Source organism: Microbacterium sp. F51-2R (assembly GCF_052180235.1).
In the GTDB taxonomy this organism is placed as follows: domain Bacteria; phylum Actinomycetota; class Actinomycetes; order Actinomycetales; family Microbacteriaceae; genus Microbacterium.
Map to the genome: position 1 here is coordinate 779,894 of NZ_CP197470.1, position 16,077 is coordinate 795,970.

The following is a 16,077-nucleotide window of genomic DNA, read 5'->3' on the forward strand; positions in this document are numbered from 1 at the left end:
GGGCTCGGCTGAGCCCGGCGTCGCGGCGTGGTCGAGGCCTGCGGCGTCGGCGCTTAGCCCGACGCCGAGGTCTTCGCCTCGTCGACCTCGGCGACCGGGGCCGGCCAGAGCTGATCGATGAGCTGACGGGCCCAGGCGATGAGCTCGGCATCCGTCATCGCCTGACCGCCCGCCGTCGGGAGCGGCACCACGAGTGCCTCGCCGCCCGAGAGCAGCTTGGCCTTGGGGTGCAGGCGCTGCAGGCGCACGCGCATCGAGTCGGGGAGGTTCGCCGGCGCCACGCGCAGGTTCGGCCCCATCGCGACGACGTCGGCGAGCCCGGCCTGCGCGGCCCGGCGGCGCAGGCGCGCGACGGCGACGAGACCCTCGACCTCGGCCGGCGGCTCGCCGTACCGGTCGCGCAGCTCGTCGATGACGAGGTCGATCGAGTCGGCCTTCGCGGTGACGGATGCCGCCGCCGAGAGCTTCTGGTAGGCCTCGAGCCGCAGCCGCTCGCTGTCGATGTACGACTCGGGGATCCGCGCCTGCACCGGCAGCTCGAGGCGGAGCTCGGTCGGCCCCTCGTTCTCCTCGCCTCGGAAGGCGGAGACCGCCTCTCCGATCATGCGGAGATAGAGGTCGAAGCCGACACCCGCGATGTGGCCCGCCTGCTCGGCGCCGAGGAGGTTGCCGGCGCCGCGCAGCTCGAGGTCTTTCAGCGCGACCTGCATGCCGCTGCCGAGGTCGTTGTTGACCGCGATCGTCTCGAGCCGGTCGGCGGCCGTCTCGGAGAGCGGCTTCTGGTCGTCGTAGAGGAAGTAGGCGTACGCGCGCTCGCGCGCTCGCCCGACACGACCCCGCAGCTGGTGCAGCTGCGAGAGGCCGTACTTGTCGGCGCGGTCGATGATGATCGTGTTGGCGTTCGTGATGTCCAGGCCCGTCTCGACGATCGTCGTGCACACGAGCACGTCGGCGCGGCGCTCCCAGAAGTCGTCGACGACCTGCTCGAGGGCGTGCTCACCCATCTGCCCGTGCGCGACGGCGACGCGCGCCTCGGGGACGAGCTCCGCGAGCTCGGCGGCGACCCGCTGGATCGACTGCACGCGGTTGTGGACGTAGAAGACCTGGCCCTCGCGCAGCAGCTCCCGGCGGATCGCGGCGGCGATCTGCTTGTCGTTGCGCGGGCCGACATACGACAGGATCGGATGCCGGTCCTCCGGCGGGGTCTGCAGCGTCGACATCTCGCGGATCCCGGTGACGGCCATCTCGAGCGTGCGCGGGATCGGCGTCGCGCTCATCGCGAGGATGTCGACGTTCGTCTTGAGCTTCTTGAGCTGATCCTTGTGCTCGACGCCGAAGCGCTGCTCCTCGTCGATGATCATGAGCCCGAGGTCTTTGAAGACGACCTTCTCGGTGAGGATGCGGTGCGTGCCGATGACCATGTCGACCGTGCCGTCGGTGAGTCCGTCGAGCGTCTCGCGCGCCTGCTTGTCGGTCTGGAACCGCGAGAGCGGCCGCACCTTCACGGGGAAGCCCGCGAAGCGCTCGGTGAACGTCTCGATGTGCTGCTTGACGAGCAGGGTCGTGGGGACGAGCATCGCGACCTGCTTGCCGTCCTGGATCGCCTTGAAGGCGGCCCGCACAGCGACCTCGGTCTTGCCGAAGCCGACGTCTCCCGACAGCAGCCGGTCCATCGGGATCGGCTTCTCCATGTCGGCCTTGATCTCGTCGATCGTCTGCAGCTGGTCGGGGGTCTCGGCGAACGGGAAGGCCTCTTCGAGCTCGCGCTGCCACGGGGTGTCGGGATCGAACGCGTGGCCCTTCGACGCCATCCGCGCCGAGTAGAGCTTCACCAGCTCGACGGCGATGTCGCGCACCGCCTTGCGGGCGCGGCCCTTGGCCGCCGCCCAGTCGCTTCCGCCCATCTTCGACAGGGTCGGCGCTTCGCCCCCGACGTATTTCGAGAGGAGGTCGAGCTGGTCGGTCGGCACGAACAGCTTGTCGCCCGGATACCCGCGCTTGGAGGGCGCGTACTCGAGCACGAGGTACTCGCGCACGCTCTTGACGGCGTTGCGGCCGCCGCTGGAGACCTCGCGCTGCGTGAGCTCGACGAACCTGCCGATGCCGTGCGTCGCGTGCACGACGTAGTCGCCGGTCTTCAGCTGCAGCGGGTCGACGACGTTGCGCCGCTTCGACGCGAGCTTCTTGACGACCCGGCTGTCGCCGCCGATCGTGCGGCCGTAGAACTCGGTCTCGGTGAGCACCGCGATCTTCGCGTCGGGGGCCTCGAAACCGCGCTCGAGCGCCGCGAGCACGATGTGCGCGACGCCGGGCTCGGGAGCCTGGAACACCTCGTCGACCTTGCGCGCGGCGATGCCCCGCTCGCCGAGCACGTCGCGTGCGCGTTCGACGAGTCCGGTTCCGGATGCCGCGACCACGACCCGCCAGCCGTCGGCCAGGAGCTGCCCGACGTGCTCGGTCGCGCCGTCGACGTTGCCGTGGAAGGACGGTACACCGACGCCGGGGACGCGGATCACCGCGGAGGCCTCCAGCGCGACGTCGATGTCTTCGTCGATGAGACCTTCGGCCGCGGCATCCGCTGCTCCCGAATCGAATCCGGAGAGCGTCCACCACACGTCGCCACGCGCCGACGCCGCCTCGCGCAGCCGCGGGATCGTCAGGAAGTCGCCCGCGCCGAGGTCGATCGGCGTGTCGGCGCCCGAGGTCGCCGCACTCCACGCGGCGTCGAGGAACTCGCGGTTCGTGTCGCCGAGCGTGATGGCGCGCGCGACCGAGCGCTCGGGATCGGCGAGCGCGACCGCCGACCCTTCGGGGAGGTAGTCGACGAGCGGCACGACGCCGTCGACGACGGCGGGAGTCAGCGACTCCATGCCCTCGACCGGGATGCCCTCGGCCATCTTCTCGAGCATCCCCCGGATCGCGGGGAATCCGGCCATGAGTCCGCGGGCGCGCTCGCGGACGCTCTCGGTGAGCAGCAGCTCGCGGCTCGGGACGAGCGCGACCTCGCTTACCTCGCCGGGGAGCGAGCGCTGGTCGGCGACGGAGAAGGCGCGGATCTGGTCGACCTCGTCGCCGAAGAACTCGATGCGGAAGGGGTGGTCGGCCACGGGTGGGAACACGTCGAGGATTCCGCCGCGCACCGCGAACTCGCCGCGCCGCGAGACCATGTCGACGCGGTGGTAGGCGAGTTCGACGAGTCTCGAAGAGACCTGGTCGAGGTCGTGACCGCGGCCGCCTGTCGCGAGGACGACGGGCTCGACCTCCGCCAGGCCGCCCGCGAGCGGCTGGAGCGCCGCGCGCACCGATGCCGTCACGACGAGCGGCGTCGTGCCCGACCAGCCCGCGACGCGCCGCAGGACCTCGAGACGACGACCGACCGTCTCGGCGCTCGGGCTGAGGCGCTCGTGGGGAAGCGTCTCCCACGCGGGGAAGTGCAGGATCTCGGCGCCGGGCAGCAGGCACTCCAGTGCCGCGCCGAGCGACTCGGCGCGGCGGCCGGTCGGGGCGATCGCGAGGAGGACTCCGGGACGGCCGTTCGCGCGCCGGCGTTCGACGAGGGCGGCCAGGAGCGGGGCGTCCAGACCGTCGGCAAGGGAGAATTCCGCGTCGACGGATGCCGCATCCACGGCATCCCGGAACGATTCAGCCTGCTCGAGGGCGCGCACGATCCCGGGAACTGTCACCGAAAGAGTCTACGGCGACCCGCCGACACCGGCCGCGCGCTCGACCGAGGCGCGGGGCCGCGCGGCCGACTGATGCGCAGGGCCGCGCGCTCCTAGGATGATGCCGTGACCGACCCCATACCGCCGCGTCCGCCCCTGCCGCCTCAGAACCAGGCCGCGTCGACGGATGCCGCGTCCCCCGGCCCGTTCTTCCTGCGGACGCCGCTCGGCCCGGCGCGCCCGCGGCACCCGCACAGGCCGCGCCCGCGCAGCAGGCGTCGCCGCCGCCGTCGGCGTACCCGCAGGCGCCGGCCGCTCCCCCGCAGCCCTGGTATCGCGAGGGGACCGCGGCCTACCCGCCGGGGTATCCGCAGCCGTACGCGCAGCCGACGTACGGCGCGCAGCCGGGTCAGCAGTCGGGCTCCCCGCAGCAGTACGGTCAGCCGGCGTACGGCTCGCCCTCGAACCCACCCGGTCCGTATCCCCGACCCGGCGGGGCCTCCCCCGCAACGCCGTACACGGCGCCCGCCGGATACCCCGCGCCCTCCGGGTATCCGACGCCGTCGGACTACGCAGCACCCGCGGGATACCCGGCACCCGCGGGATACCCGTCACCCTCGGGATACCCGACGTCCTCCGGGTACCCGGCACCGTCTGAATACGCAGCCCCCTCCGGCTACGCCGCGCCGCAGGCCGAGCCCGCTTACGGCGGCCCGCTCGCCCCGCCCGCCCGCACCGGAGCGCTCGGAGTCGTCGCGCTCGTCGTGGGGCTCATCGCCGTCGTGGGCTCGGTCATCGCGGTCTCGGTCGCGGCGTTCCAGATCGGACTCGGCGCGGGCAAGGAGCTCGCGAGCCGTCCGCTGCCGAGCGAGTTCGACTGGAGCATCCTCACCCCCGTGCGCGACTGGGTGCTCCTCGGCGAAGCCGCGTTCTGGGTCGGCACGGCGCTCGGCATCTGGGCCCTCGTGCAGGGGATCGTCGCGGTCGTGAAGCACCGCGGTCGCGGAGCCGGTGTCGGCGCGATCGTCTGCGCCGCCATCGGGCCGATCGCATTCGCGATCGCCGCGAACGTCTTCCTCTCGATGGGCTTCGCCGCCGGCGCCGGCGTCGGCGGCTGACACCCGCACGCTCGAGAGACCCGGAGTCCCGGGGTCGAGCCCGAGGTCAGGCCTTCGGGGCGTGATGCCGCTGCTGCGCCGCGACGAGGCCGTCGGCGATGAGCTGCTCGACGGCGTCGGCCGCGTCGCCCACGAGGATGCCGAGGTTCTGCCGCTCCGCACCGCTGAACGGATCGAGCACCCAGTCGGCGGGGTCCTGGCGGCCCACGGGGCGGCCGATCCCGACGCGCACGCGCGGGAACTCCGGCGTCCCGAGGGCCTTCGCGACGTCGCGGACGCCGTTGTGCCCGCCGTGGCCGCCGCCGGTCTTGAGCTTGATGGTGTCGAACGGGATGTCGAGCTCGTCGTGCACGACGACGATGCGCTCAGCGTCGACGCCGTAGAACTTCGCCAGCCCCGCCACGGGTCCGCCCGAGACGTTCATGAACGAGTTGGGCTTGGCGAGCACGATCTTCGCGCCACCCGGACGCAGCCACGTCTCGGCGGTCCGCGCATTGGCCTTGTGCTGCCGGAAGGTCTCACCGCGCCGCGCGGCGAGCTCGTCGACGACGAGCTGCCCGACGTTGTGGCGCGTCTGCTCGTACCGGGGTCCGGGGTTTCCGAGGCCCACGACCAGCCAGGTCTCCGCCATGTCTTCCATCCTTCCGGACGCCGAGCGCGCACGGCGCCAGGGCAGAAGAGAAGCGAGGGGGCGCGGCATCCGCACCCCCTCGCTGTCGATCTTCGGTCGCGCCGCAGCGCGACCGCAGGTGGCTGTCCTTACTCGGACGGCGCCTGCGAGGACTCGGACTCGTCCGACTGACCCTCGGCGGTGGCCTCGTCGGCAGCCTCGATCTCGTCGGCGGCGGCGAGCGTCGCCGCGGGGACCGAGACGGCGACCACGAGCAGGTCGGGGTCGGCGATGAGCGACGCGCCCTTGGGGAGCGTGAGCTGCGAGGCGGTGATGTGCGTGCCGTCCTCGAGGCCCTCGACGTCGACCTCGATGTGCTCGGGGATGTGGGTCGCCTCGACCTCGAGCGCGACGCTCGTGGCGTCGAGGTTCACGATGGTGCCGGGGAACGGCTCGCCGAGGACGAGAACGGGCACGTCGACCTGGATCTTCTCGCCCTTCTTCACGACGATGAGGTCGATGTGCTCGATGATCTGGTGCACGGGGTCCTTCTGGACGTCCTTGACCAGCGTCAGCTGCTGCGTGCCGTTGAGCTCGAGCTCGAGCACGGCGTTGGCGCGGCGGATGATCAGCGCGACCTGGTGGCCCGGGAGGGCGACGTGCACGGGGTCGGTGCCGTGGCCGTAGATGACGGCGGGGATCTTGCCGGCGGCGCGCAGGCGGCGGGCGAAGCCCTTGCCGAAGTTCTCGCGAAGCTCGGCCTGGACCTTGGTGTCGGTCTCGGTGACCATGGGGTTCTCCTTGGCGGGCGCACGCGCCCGTTCGTGTTCAGGCGCGGAGCCTGGCGTATGGGGGTCTGGATTCGACTCGAACGCGAGCGCGTGAGGAAAGCCGTGAGCCTTGATCACCGCGTCGATCACGGATGTCGAAACCCGCGTGGCGGGTAACGAGGCATCCCTCGCCGAAGTACAGTCCTGAAGTCTACCAGGGCGGGGGCGCGCGCGAATGCGGGCGGCCGGGACGCCCGGCTACGATGAAGAGCGCCCGCTCCCCACTGCCTCGGAGGACCCCATGGACTACGGCTTCGCCTCGCACATCATGCTCTGGGTGGTCGGCGCGATCGCCGCCATCGGCCTGGTCGGCACCGTCCTCGCCTTCTGGTCGATGGGTCGCGCGGCATACCGCGACAAGTGAGCGTAGGCCTCACGGCACTCTCCCCCGCCCGGTGAGTGCGACGCCACACGCGCGTAATGCGACGCGGCCAGACTCTAGGCTGGAGATCGAATCCCCACGCTTTCTTGAGGAGTATCCGTGTCGCAGAATGACCCGTCGGCCCCGCTGAACATCTCGACCGATGACGACCAGTCGCCCCAGGAGGCGGCCGTCGAGCACGAGGGTGCTCCCCGCATCGAAGACGTCGAACGCCCCGCTCCCGCTCCGGAGGGGACGGATGCCGGTGCCTCCGCGACCGCCAACATCGGCGTCGTCGGACTCGCGGTGATGGGCTCGAACCTCGCCCGCAACCTCGCCAGCCGCGAGGGCAACACGGTGGCGGTGTTCAACCGCAGCCGTTCCAAGACCGACGAGCTGCTGGCCGCGCACCCCGAGGCCGAGTTCGTTCCCGCGTTCTCCTACGAGGAGTTCGCCGCGAGCCTCAGCACGCCGCGCACCGCGGTCATCATGGTCAAGGCCGGCCGCCCCACCGACGCCGTCATCGACTCCCTCCTCGAGGTCTTCGAGCCCGGCGACATCATCGTCGACGGCGGCAACGCGCTGTTCACCGACACGATCCGTCGCGAGAAGGCCGTCCGCGAGACGGGCGTCAACTTCGTCGGCATGGGCGTCTCGGGCGGCGAGGAGGGAGCCCTCAACGGCCCCTCGCTGATGCCCGGCGGCCCCGACGAGTCGTGGGTGACCCTCGGCCCGATCCTCCGCTCGATCGCCGCGGTCGCCGAGGGCGAGCCCTGCGTCACGCACATCGGCCACGACGGCGCGGGCCACTTCGTGAAGATGGTGCATAACGGCATCGAGTACGCCGACATGCAGCTCATCGCGGAGGCATACGACCTCATCCGCCGCGGCACGGGCAAGTCCCCCGCCGAGATCGCCGACGTCTTCGCCGAGTGGAACACCGGCGAGCTCGAGTCGTATCTCATCGAGATCACCGCCGAGGTGCTCCGCCAGATCGACGGCGAGACCGGCAAGCCGCTCGTCGACGTCATCGTCGACCAGGCCGGCGCGAAGGGCACCGGGGCGTGGACCGTGCAGACGGCCCTCGACCTGGGCGTTCCCGTCTCGGGCATCGCCGAGGCGACGTTCGCCCGCTCGCTTTCCAGCCACCCCGAGCAGCGCTCGATCTCGCGTGGGCTCCCCGGTCCCGACGTGCACCTCGACGTCGACGACCAGGACGCGTTCATCGAGGACGTGCGCCTGGCCCTGTTCGCATCGAAGATCGTCGCCTACTCGCAGGGCTTCGACGAGATCCGCGCGGGCGCCGCCGAGTACGACTGGACGATCGACCTCGGCGCCGTCTCGAAGATCTGGCGCGCCGGCTGCATCATCCGCGCCCAGTTCCTCAACCGCATCGCCGACGCGTACGCCGCCGAGCCCGACCTCGCGGTGCTGCTCACGGCGCCGTACTTCGTCGAGGCCCTGCAGCGTGCGCAGGACGCGTGGCGCCGGATCGTCACGATCGCGGCGACCGCCGGTATCCCCGCGCCCGCCTTCTCGTCGTCGATCGCGTACTACGACGGTCTGCGCGCCGAGCGCCTGCCCGCCGCCCTCATCCAGGGCCAGCGCGACTTCTTCGGCGCGCACACCTACAAGCGCATCGACAAGCCCGGAACCTTCCACACCCTCTGGTCGGGCGACCGCACCGAGATCGAGGCCGAAGACACGCACTGAGACCGAGCCTCACGACGAGGGCCCTCGCCGATTCCGGGATTCCGGGACGGCGGGGGCCTTCGCCACTCACGGGGGCTTCCCGCGATACGCGGGCCGCGCAGGATCGTCGTCGTGGCCGTCGGGCGCCGATCACACCGCCGGAACGACGTTGTGGTTGCGGGAGAAGAGATTGCGGGGGTCCCACTTCGCCTTGATCGCGGCGAGCTCGGCCATCGACTCCGCCGAGTACATGCGGTGCGCGAACGCGGGATCGGTCGTGGTGGAGAAGTTGCCGTAGACGCCGGCCCCCCGCGCCTCGATCGCCTCCCACTCCGCCGCGAGACGCGCGCGCTCCGCGTCGTCGACGAGGCCGGGGATGTCGAAGGCGCCGGCCATCGCGAACCAGGTGGCGTTGCGCGCGGGGAAGGGTGTCGCCTCCTGCGGGACGTCGCCGAAGGCGCCGCCGAGGGAACGCAGGAACAGGACCGACGCGGGCGCGCTCTCGCGGAACGCGACGAGGCTGTCGATGATGTCGTCGTCGAGAGACGGCACGAGCGTGTTGCCGCCGATGAAGCCCGGCATCTGCTGGTCGGGCGGCGGGAGCGGGTGGTCGAGGAGGATCTCGGGGTACTCCCGCACTCCCAGGTCGTTCTCGACGACGCCCTCGAGCGCGAGGAGCGGCGCGATCGCGGCACGCAGGGCGGCTTCGTCGGTGCCCGCCCAGACGGCCATGATCGAGGCGCCGGCGGGCGCACTGGGGTCCATCGCGGGCACGTCCATGTACGTCACGGTTAGCTCGCGCGGAGCCGTCGCGAGGGTGTCGCGCAGCGCCGCGAGAATGCGGCGCGCGTCGCCCGACACGCCCAGCTGGGCGAGGACCACTCCCGGCAGGTCGTGGGCGCGGAAGTCGAAGCGCGTCACGACGCCGAAGTTGCCGCCGCCGCCGCGGAGGCCCCAGAGGAGGTCGGGGTGCGAGGCATCCGTCACCTCCACGACCTCACCCTCAGCCGTGACGAGCTGGGCGCCCACGAGCTGATCGGCGGCGAGGCCCCACGCCCGCACCATCCAGCCGATGCCGCCGCCGAGGGTCAGCCCGCCGACGCCCACCGAGGCCGTGTCGCCCGAGCTGATGCCGAGGCCGTGCTCGGCGAGGGCGCGCGCGACGTCGCCCCACCGCGCTCCCCCGCCGATGCGGACGAGCGCGCCGCCCTCGGGGTCGGCGACGATCTCGACTGTGTCGAGCGCCGTCAGATCGATGAGCACGCCGTTGTCGAGCGTGCACCAGGCGCTGTGCCCGCCCGCGCGGACGACGACCTCGTGGCGGCCCGCCGCGGTGAAGCGCACGGCCTCGCTCACGTCGTCGACGGAGCCGACGCGCACGATGATGTCGGGACGGCCGAGGCCCGCGTGCGAGACGCGCGCCGCGTCCCACCCCTGGTCTTCGGCGCTGAGAACGGATCCGGATACGGCGTCACGCAGCGGTGCGATGTCCATACCGGGCACCTTATCGCCCCCCGCCGACACCGGCGAGAACCGGCTCAGCCCGACGCACCCGGCCGGGCCCCGGCATCCTGGACCCGGGACTTCTGTCCGCGGCGCGCTACAGCCAGCCGCGGCGCTTGAAGAGGAAGTAGAGCGTGACGCTCGTCGCGACCATGAGCCCGAGCGCCATCGGGTAGCCCCAGGTCCAGGAGAGCTCGGGCATGAAGTGGAAGTTCATGCCGTAGATCGTGCCGACCAGGGTCGGCGCGAAGAGGATCGCCGCCCACGACGACACCTTCTTGACCTGGTCGTTCTGCGTGATGCTGAATTCCGTCATGCGGCGCATCGCCTCGCTGTTGGCCTGCTCCACGAGCGTCGCGTGCACCCCGAGGGCCGACCCGAGCGTGTGCCGGAAGGCGTCGACCCGGTCGGTCAGGTGGCGGACGGAGTCCTCGATGTCGTGGAACGCGGGCGCGACCGCCGGCTGCGACGATCCGGCGACGATCTCCTGGATGCGTTCGAGCATGTCGGGCAGCGCCGCCGTCGCGTGCTGCATGTCGATGACCTCGCGCTGCAGCTTGAAGATGCGGCGCGAGACGCCCTCGTCTCGCGAGAAGAGCTGCTCCTCGATCTCGTCGATGTCGTTCTCCACGCCCTCGAGCACGGGACGGTAGGCAGCGAGGAGGTGCTCGAACATCGCCCAGAGCACGGCGAAGGGTCCCTTGGCGAGGATCTCCGGATCGGCGTCGAGCTTGCGGCGCACGAACTCGTCATCGATCCAGTCGTCGCTGTCGACGGTCAGGACGAAGTCGGGGCCGATGAACAGGTCGACCTCGGAGCACTCGACCGTCTCGCGGTCGTCGAAGTAGCGCGCGGGCTGCAGGACGACGAACGTCACGTCTCCGTAGCGCTCGAGCTTGCTGCGCTGGTGGCCGGTCAGGCAGTCGCGCACGGCGAGCGGATTCAGATCCAGGAGCTCGGCGATGCGCTGCAGCTCGCCGTCGCCGGTGCGGCTGAGCGAGATCCAGGCGAGCCCGCCCCGAGCGCGCGCCTCGCGGATGACGGTCTCTGGGTCGCCTCGCCCCTCGGCCTCATGGCCCCCGGCGACGCGCCGGCCGTCGACGTATACCGCGCAGTCCAGGAGAGCCATGCTGCAACCCTAGGTCGCTGGCGCCGCCCCCGGGCCCCGCGAGACTTCACAGACGGTGGCCGACACGCTGTGCGGCGCAGCCGTTCGTGAAGTCTCGCGGGAGGGAGGAGGGAGCCAGGCACCGAGGGAGGTGCACACGGATGCCTCAGCCCCGCGTGATGTCGGTCACTGCACCGTTCTCGAGACGCAGGCGCCGGCGCGCACGGCGCGCGACGGCCGAGTCGTGCGTCACGACGATGAGCGTCAGCCCCTCGGCGTTGAGCCCCTCGAGCACCGTGAGGATCTCGTCGCGCATGCTCTCGTCGAGGTTGCCGGTCGGCTCGTCGGCGAGGAGCACGCGCGGGCGCTTGACGATCGCGCGGGCGATCGCGACGCGCTGCTGCTGGCCGCCCGACAGCTCGCCGGGGCGGTGATCGGCGCGGTCGGCGAGGCCGACGTGCGTCAACGCCTCGGTGACGCGCGTCGCGCGCTCCGCGCGGGGCAGCCCGAGCGGCTCGAGGGCCATGTCGACGTTCTCGTGCGCCGTGAGGGTCGGGATGAGGTTGAAGCCCTGGAAGACGAACCCGATCTCCTGGGCCCGCAGGCGGCCGAGCTGCGCGTGCGGTGCGGTCGCGGCATCCGTCTCTCCCAGGATCACAGACCCCGATGAGGGCCGGTCGAGCGCCCCCAGAAGCTGCAGCAGCGTCGACTTGCCGCCTCCCGTCGGGCCCTGGATCGTCACGAAGTCGCCCGCCTCGATCTCGAGGTCGACGCCCGCGAGCGCCCTCACGAACCGGTCCTTCTGCGTGTACGTCCGCGTCACGCCGGCGAGGCGGTAGAGCGGTGACGGTACGAGCACCTCGGGCGTGGATGCGGGCGAGGGGTCGATGATGATCATGTCTTCTCCTGTCGGTGTCGTGTAAGGGGTGTTCCGGATGCCGGGACCGGCCGCGTCGTCGGCAGAAGCCGTCTCGGCGGACGCGGCCGGAGAGACCGGCGCGCCTCGCCCTGCGACGGTGTGAGCGTCCATCGGCTCAGCCCACCGAGCGCAATGCCTCGGCGGGGCTCAGCCGAGCCGCGCGCCAGCCGCCGAACGCGCCCGCGATGAGACCGCCCGCGACCGCGAGACCGATGGCCGCCACGACGACCCAGATCGTCACGGGCGCCGAGAGCACGATGTCGGTCGTGGTGGCTGCGAGGTCGCGCGCGAATCCCGGCGCTCCGCCCGGCGCTCCGCCCGGGGCACCTTGCGACGCCGCCGGAGCGCTCGAGATCGTCGGCGAGATGAGGTTGATCGCCCAGATCCCCGCGAGGCCGAGGACGAGCCCCGCGGCTCCGCCGAGGAGACCCTGCACGACCGACTCCCCCGCGACCTGGCCGACGACCCGGCTGTTCGACCAGCCGATCGCCTTGAGGGTGCCGAACTCCCGCGTGCGGCGGGAGACGCCCGAGATCGTGAAGAGCACGGCGAGGACGACGGCCACGGCGAGCACGAGGATCGACAGCCACGTGCCGAGGTTCGTGATGAGCGACGTCGCCGACGAGAGCGAGCCGGAGACATTCGACGCGAGGTCGGACTGCGAGCTCACCGTCGCATCGGGAAGCGCCGACTCGAGCGCCGCCTGCACCGCGGTGATGTCGGCGGCGGACCCCGCCTGCACGTAGACGGTCGAGACGACCTCGCCGACCCCCGAGAGCGTCTGCGCGACGTCGAGCGGGATGTACACGTTCGCGGCGGTGTCGGCCGAGCTCGAGGTCGACGCGACGATGCCGACGATCTGCATCTCGGCGCCGCCGACGTCGATCGTCCCGCCGACCGAAAGGTCGTTCGTCGTCGCGTACGTCTGGTCGAGCACCGCGACGTCCTGTCCCTTGTCGCTCGCCGCGAGAGCCCGGCCTTCGACGACCGAGACCGCCGAGAGCGGCCCCACGCCGGCAGCGGACGCGTCGATTCCGAGCACGGTGAACGAGTCGACATCGAACGACCCGCCGCCGAAGCCGCCCCCGCCGCCGGGCGCCTGCCGGCCTTGCGACGGCTGCTGCGACGAGTCCGTGCCGGTCGTGCCGCTGTCGGAGGGCGGCTGGGGCAGCTCGCCGTCGAAGGTCGTATTGGTGAGCGAGAGGGCTCCGGATGCCGCGGCCACCCCGTCGGCGCTCGCAACAGTGCCGACGGTCGAGGCGTCGAACGTGCCGCGCATGACATCGGCCATGAGGCGCGACTGGCTGAGGTTGGTCGTTCCGTCCTCCGACGTCGTGCCGCCGTCCTGCCCGAACTCGAACCGCGGGCCGCCGGCCCCGTCGCCCGGCTGCACCTGGGCGCCCGTCACCGTGAGGTCTGTGCCGACGCCGTAGACCGACTGCAACGCCTCGGTCTGGGCGTCGCGCACACCGGCCGACAGCGCGTTGACGACGATGACGAGGGCGATCGCGACGGCGAGCCCCGCCGCCACGATGATCGTCTGCTTCTTGCGGCCGGCCAGTTCCCGCCGCAGGTACGTCCAATACATGGGTCTCCTCTCGGCGGGCATCGTGCCGGCCGTCTCGACGACGACGGTAGAAAGCGCACTGATGCGACCGTGAAGCACCCGCTATGAGACCCTCATGAGCGCCGGGGGCGCGGCATCCGTCCCCCTCGACGCTCCGCTCCACACCGCGCCTGCCCCATCGCGGCACTCCCGCACTGCCCGGGGTGCGCTCTTTCACAGCGAACGCATAGGCTCCCCCATAGGAGCCGCAAAGGTACGCGACTCAGGATGGTGGCATGACCGTGACAGCTCCCGCTCCCGCCTTGCGCCGGCCCGATGGCTCGGCCCTTCGCGTCCTCGTGGTCGACGACGAGCAGATGCTCACCGACCTCCTCTCGATGGCGCTGCGCATGGAGGGCTGGGAGGTGCGCACCGCCGCGTCCGGGTTCCAGGCGCTCCAGGCCGCCCGCGACTTCGACCCCGACGCCATGGTGCTCGACGTCATGATGCCCGACCTCGACGGCATGGCGGTGCTGCAGCGCCTGCGCCAGTCGGGCAACGACGTGCCCGTGCTGTTCCTGACGGCGAAGGATGCCGTGAGCGACCGGGTCGCAGGACTCACCGCCGGCGGCGACGACTACGTCACGAAGCCGTTCAGCCTCGAAGAGGTCGTCGCGCGGCTGCGCGGGCTCATGCGCCGCGCCGGGACGGCGCTGGCGAGCGACGCCGAGCCGATCCTCCGCGTGGGCGACCTCTCCCTCAACGAGGACAGCCACGAGGTGGAGCGCTCCGGCGACCAGATCGAGCTCACGGCGACGGAGTTCGAGCTCCTGCGCTACCTCATGCGCAACCAGCGCCGCGTCGTGTCGAAGGCGCAGATCCTCGACCGCGTGTGGAACTACGACTTCGGCGGCCGCTCCAGTGTCGTCGAGCTCTACATCTCGTACCTCCGCAAGAAGATCGACCAGAACCGCGAACCGCTCATCCACACCGTGCGCGGCGTCGGCTACATGATCAAAGCCCCGCAGTGACCCAGCCCCCGACCGCCGCTCCCCTCCCCGAGGAGGCCGTCGCCGGGGCGGGCGCGGTGCCGGTCGCGCCGCCGCCCGTGCCGCCGGCGCCCCCCGTGCCGGGCGCGTCGGGAGCACCGACCGGGTCGTCTGCGCCGTCGCGCGGCCGCCGCCCGTGGAGCCTGCAGACGCGGCTCATGGTGACGATCACGGCCATCGTGGCCCTCATCCTCGTGGGCGTCGCGCTGGCGATCAGCGCCTTCCTCGGCCAGATCCTCCAGGAGAACCTCAACGCGAAGGTCCAGGAGACGGCAGGGGCCACGGTGTCGACCATCGTGCAGCTGCAGCGCGGCCCGCAGACCGGCGAGCCGCTCACGGCCTACGACGTCCTCAGCGCCGGCCGTCAGGAGGAGGGGGTCCTCCTCGTCATGAGCCAGCTCGGCGACGCCGCCGCCACCGGCGCCGTCGTCTCCTCGGGTAACACGGTCAAGACGCTCACCGAAGAGCAGGTCGAGAACGTCACCGGCGGCATCCGTCATCCCGGGCTCGAGTCCGTCACGATCGACGGGCTCGGCGAGTACCGCCTCTACACGTACCAGATGCCCAATCAGACGGTCGCGGTCGTCGGCCTGCCCCTCAGCGAGGTGCAGAAGACCATCACGCAGCTGTTCACGGCGATCCTCGTCGTCACGGCGGCGGGGCTCGTGCTGCTCGGCATCGCGATCGCCTTCATCGTGCGCGCGGGCCTCAAGCCGCTGCGCGCCGTCGCCGACACGGCGACGCGCGTCGCGGCGCTGCCGATGTCGGAGGGATCGGTCTCGATCGACGAGCGCGTGCCGGCGCGCGAAGCCGACGACCGCACCGAGATCGGCCGCGTCGGCCACGCCCTCAACACCCTCCTCGACCACGTCGACGCGTCGCTCGATGACCGGCAGCGCAACGAGGAGCGCATGCGGCGCTTCGTCGCCGACGCGAGCCACGAGCTGCGCACGCCCCTCGCCTCCATCCGCGGCTACAGCGAGCTGTCGCTGCGGGCGCTGCGGCAGTCCGAGGCATCCGGTGGTCCTGACGCCATGGTCGTGGAGACGACCGGACAGTCGCTCGAGCGGATACAGGCCCAGTCGCTGCGCATGACGACGCTCGTCGAGGATCTGCTGCTCCTCGCACGTCTCGACGAGGGACAGGAGCTCGTCTACGGCTCGGTCGATCTCACCAAGCTCGCGATCGAGGCCGTCGAAGACGCCCGTCCCGCCGGGCCCGACCACGAGTGGGTGCTCGAGGTCGGCGAGGAGCCCGTCGTCATCGCCGGCGACACCGGTCGCCTCCACCAGGTCGCCGCGAACCTCCTGGCCAATGCGCGCGCCCACACACCCGCGGGCACCACCGTCACGACGACCGTGGTGCGCGAGGGGAAGGATGCCGTGCTCCGCGTCCACGACGACGGACCCGGTGTCGACCCGGCCATAAAGGCCGAGCTGTTCGAGCGCTTCGCGCGCGCCGATCGCTCACGCGCCCGCAAGACGGGCGGGACGGGCCTCGGCCTCTCCATCGCGAAGGCGATCGTGGCGGCTCACGGCGGCTCGATCAGCGTCCGCAGCGAGCCCGGCGACACGACCTTCGAGGTGCGCCTGCCGGCACGCCCCGCCGATCCCCCCGCGGGGTAGAACTCCCGCCACGTCATCCGTGATGCTGGGCCGACCGCCAGCCGACGAGCGCCG

General features: G+C 71.5%; 12 protein-coding genes. 5 read left to right on the plus strand and 7 right to left on the minus strand.

What is annotated here, in order from left to right; genetic code table 11:
- Positions 1-53: 53 nt before the first annotated feature.
- Positions 54-3,683, minus strand: a complete 3,630-nt coding sequence (gene mfd / locus ACSBPH_RS03755) for a transcription-repair coupling factor (RefSeq protein WP_442576269.1) — start codon at positions 3,681-3,683, stop codon at positions 54-56.
- Positions 3,684-4,426: 743 nt separating this feature from the next.
- Between mfd and ACSBPH_RS03760 the strand changes: the two genes are divergently transcribed.
- Positions 4,427-4,780, plus strand: coding sequence for a hypothetical protein (locus tag ACSBPH_RS03760; RefSeq protein WP_442576270.1), 354 nt, complete (start codon positions 4,427-4,429; stop codon positions 4,778-4,780).
- A 46-nt stretch (positions 4,781-4,826) separates the two neighbouring features.
- Here ACSBPH_RS03760 and pth read toward each other — a convergent pair whose 3' ends face one another.
- Both pth and ACSBPH_RS03770 read right to left on the minus strand, forming a co-directional pair.
- On the minus strand, positions 4,827-5,411 hold the full coding sequence (pth, locus tag ACSBPH_RS03765; protein ID WP_442576271.1) for an aminoacyl-tRNA hydrolase: 585 nt from the start codon (positions 5,409-5,411) through the stop codon (positions 4,827-4,829).
- A gap of 128 nt (positions 5,412-5,539) precedes the next feature.
- Entirely contained in the window at positions 5,540-6,181 is a 642-nt protein-coding gene (locus tag ACSBPH_RS03770) for a 50S ribosomal protein L25/general stress protein Ctc (protein ID WP_442576272.1), read from the minus strand.
- 280 nt (positions 6,182-6,461) lie between these two features.
- Here ACSBPH_RS03770 and ACSBPH_RS03775 point away from each other — a divergent pair, with 280 nt between their 5' ends.
- Positions 6,462-6,584: a hypothetical protein gene (locus ACSBPH_RS03775; protein WP_442576273.1), complete on the plus strand. Its 123-nt coding sequence runs from the start codon at positions 6,462-6,464 to the stop codon at positions 6,582-6,584.
- 213 nt (positions 6,585-6,797) lie between these two features.
- Positions 6,798-8,294, plus strand: coding sequence for an NADP-dependent phosphogluconate dehydrogenase (gndA, locus tag ACSBPH_RS03780; RefSeq protein ID WP_442577238.1), 1,497 nt, complete (start codon positions 6,798-6,800; stop codon positions 8,292-8,294).
- A gap of 129 nt (positions 8,295-8,423) precedes the next feature.
- Here gndA and ACSBPH_RS03785 read toward each other — a convergent pair whose 3' ends face one another.
- The 4 genes from ACSBPH_RS03785 to ACSBPH_RS03800 all read right to left on the minus strand — a co-directional run bounded on the left by ACSBPH_RS03785 (position 8,424) and on the right by ACSBPH_RS03800 (position 13,391).
- Entirely contained in the window at positions 8,424-9,767 is a 1,344-nt protein-coding gene (locus ACSBPH_RS03785) for an FAD-binding oxidoreductase (RefSeq protein WP_442576274.1), read from the minus strand.
- 106 nt (positions 9,768-9,873) lie between these two features.
- Positions 9,874-10,905 (minus strand): magnesium and cobalt transport protein CorA, encoded by a 1,032-nt coding sequence (locus ACSBPH_RS03790; RefSeq protein WP_442576275.1) that lies wholly within the window; start codon positions 10,903-10,905, stop codon positions 9,874-9,876.
- 145 nt (positions 10,906-11,050) lie between these two features.
- Positions 11,051-11,782: an ABC transporter ATP-binding protein gene (locus ACSBPH_RS03795; protein ID WP_442576276.1), complete on the minus strand. Its 732-nt coding sequence runs from the start codon at positions 11,780-11,782 to the stop codon at positions 11,051-11,053.
- A gap of 136 nt (positions 11,783-11,918) precedes the next feature.
- On the minus strand, positions 11,919-13,391 hold the full coding sequence (locus ACSBPH_RS03800) for an ABC transporter permease (protein ID WP_442576277.1): 1,473 nt from the start codon (positions 13,389-13,391) through the stop codon (positions 11,919-11,921).
- A gap of 254 nt (positions 13,392-13,645) precedes the next feature.
- Here ACSBPH_RS03800 and ACSBPH_RS03805 point away from each other — a divergent pair, with 254 nt between their 5' ends.
- Both ACSBPH_RS03805 and ACSBPH_RS03810 read left to right on the plus strand, forming a co-directional pair.
- A complete protein-coding gene (locus ACSBPH_RS03805; protein ID WP_442576278.1) occupies positions 13,646-14,380 on the plus strand; it encodes a response regulator transcription factor in 735 nt (244 codons plus the stop codon).
- The gene (locus tag ACSBPH_RS03810) at positions 14,377-16,023 is read left to right on the plus strand and encodes a sensor histidine kinase (RefSeq protein WP_442576279.1); all 1,647 of its coding nucleotides are present in this window, start codon (positions 14,377-14,379) and stop codon (positions 16,021-16,023) included. The genes ACSBPH_RS03805 and ACSBPH_RS03810 overlap by 4 nt, the downstream gene beginning before the upstream one ends.
- Positions 16,024-16,077 lie beyond the last annotated feature (54 nt).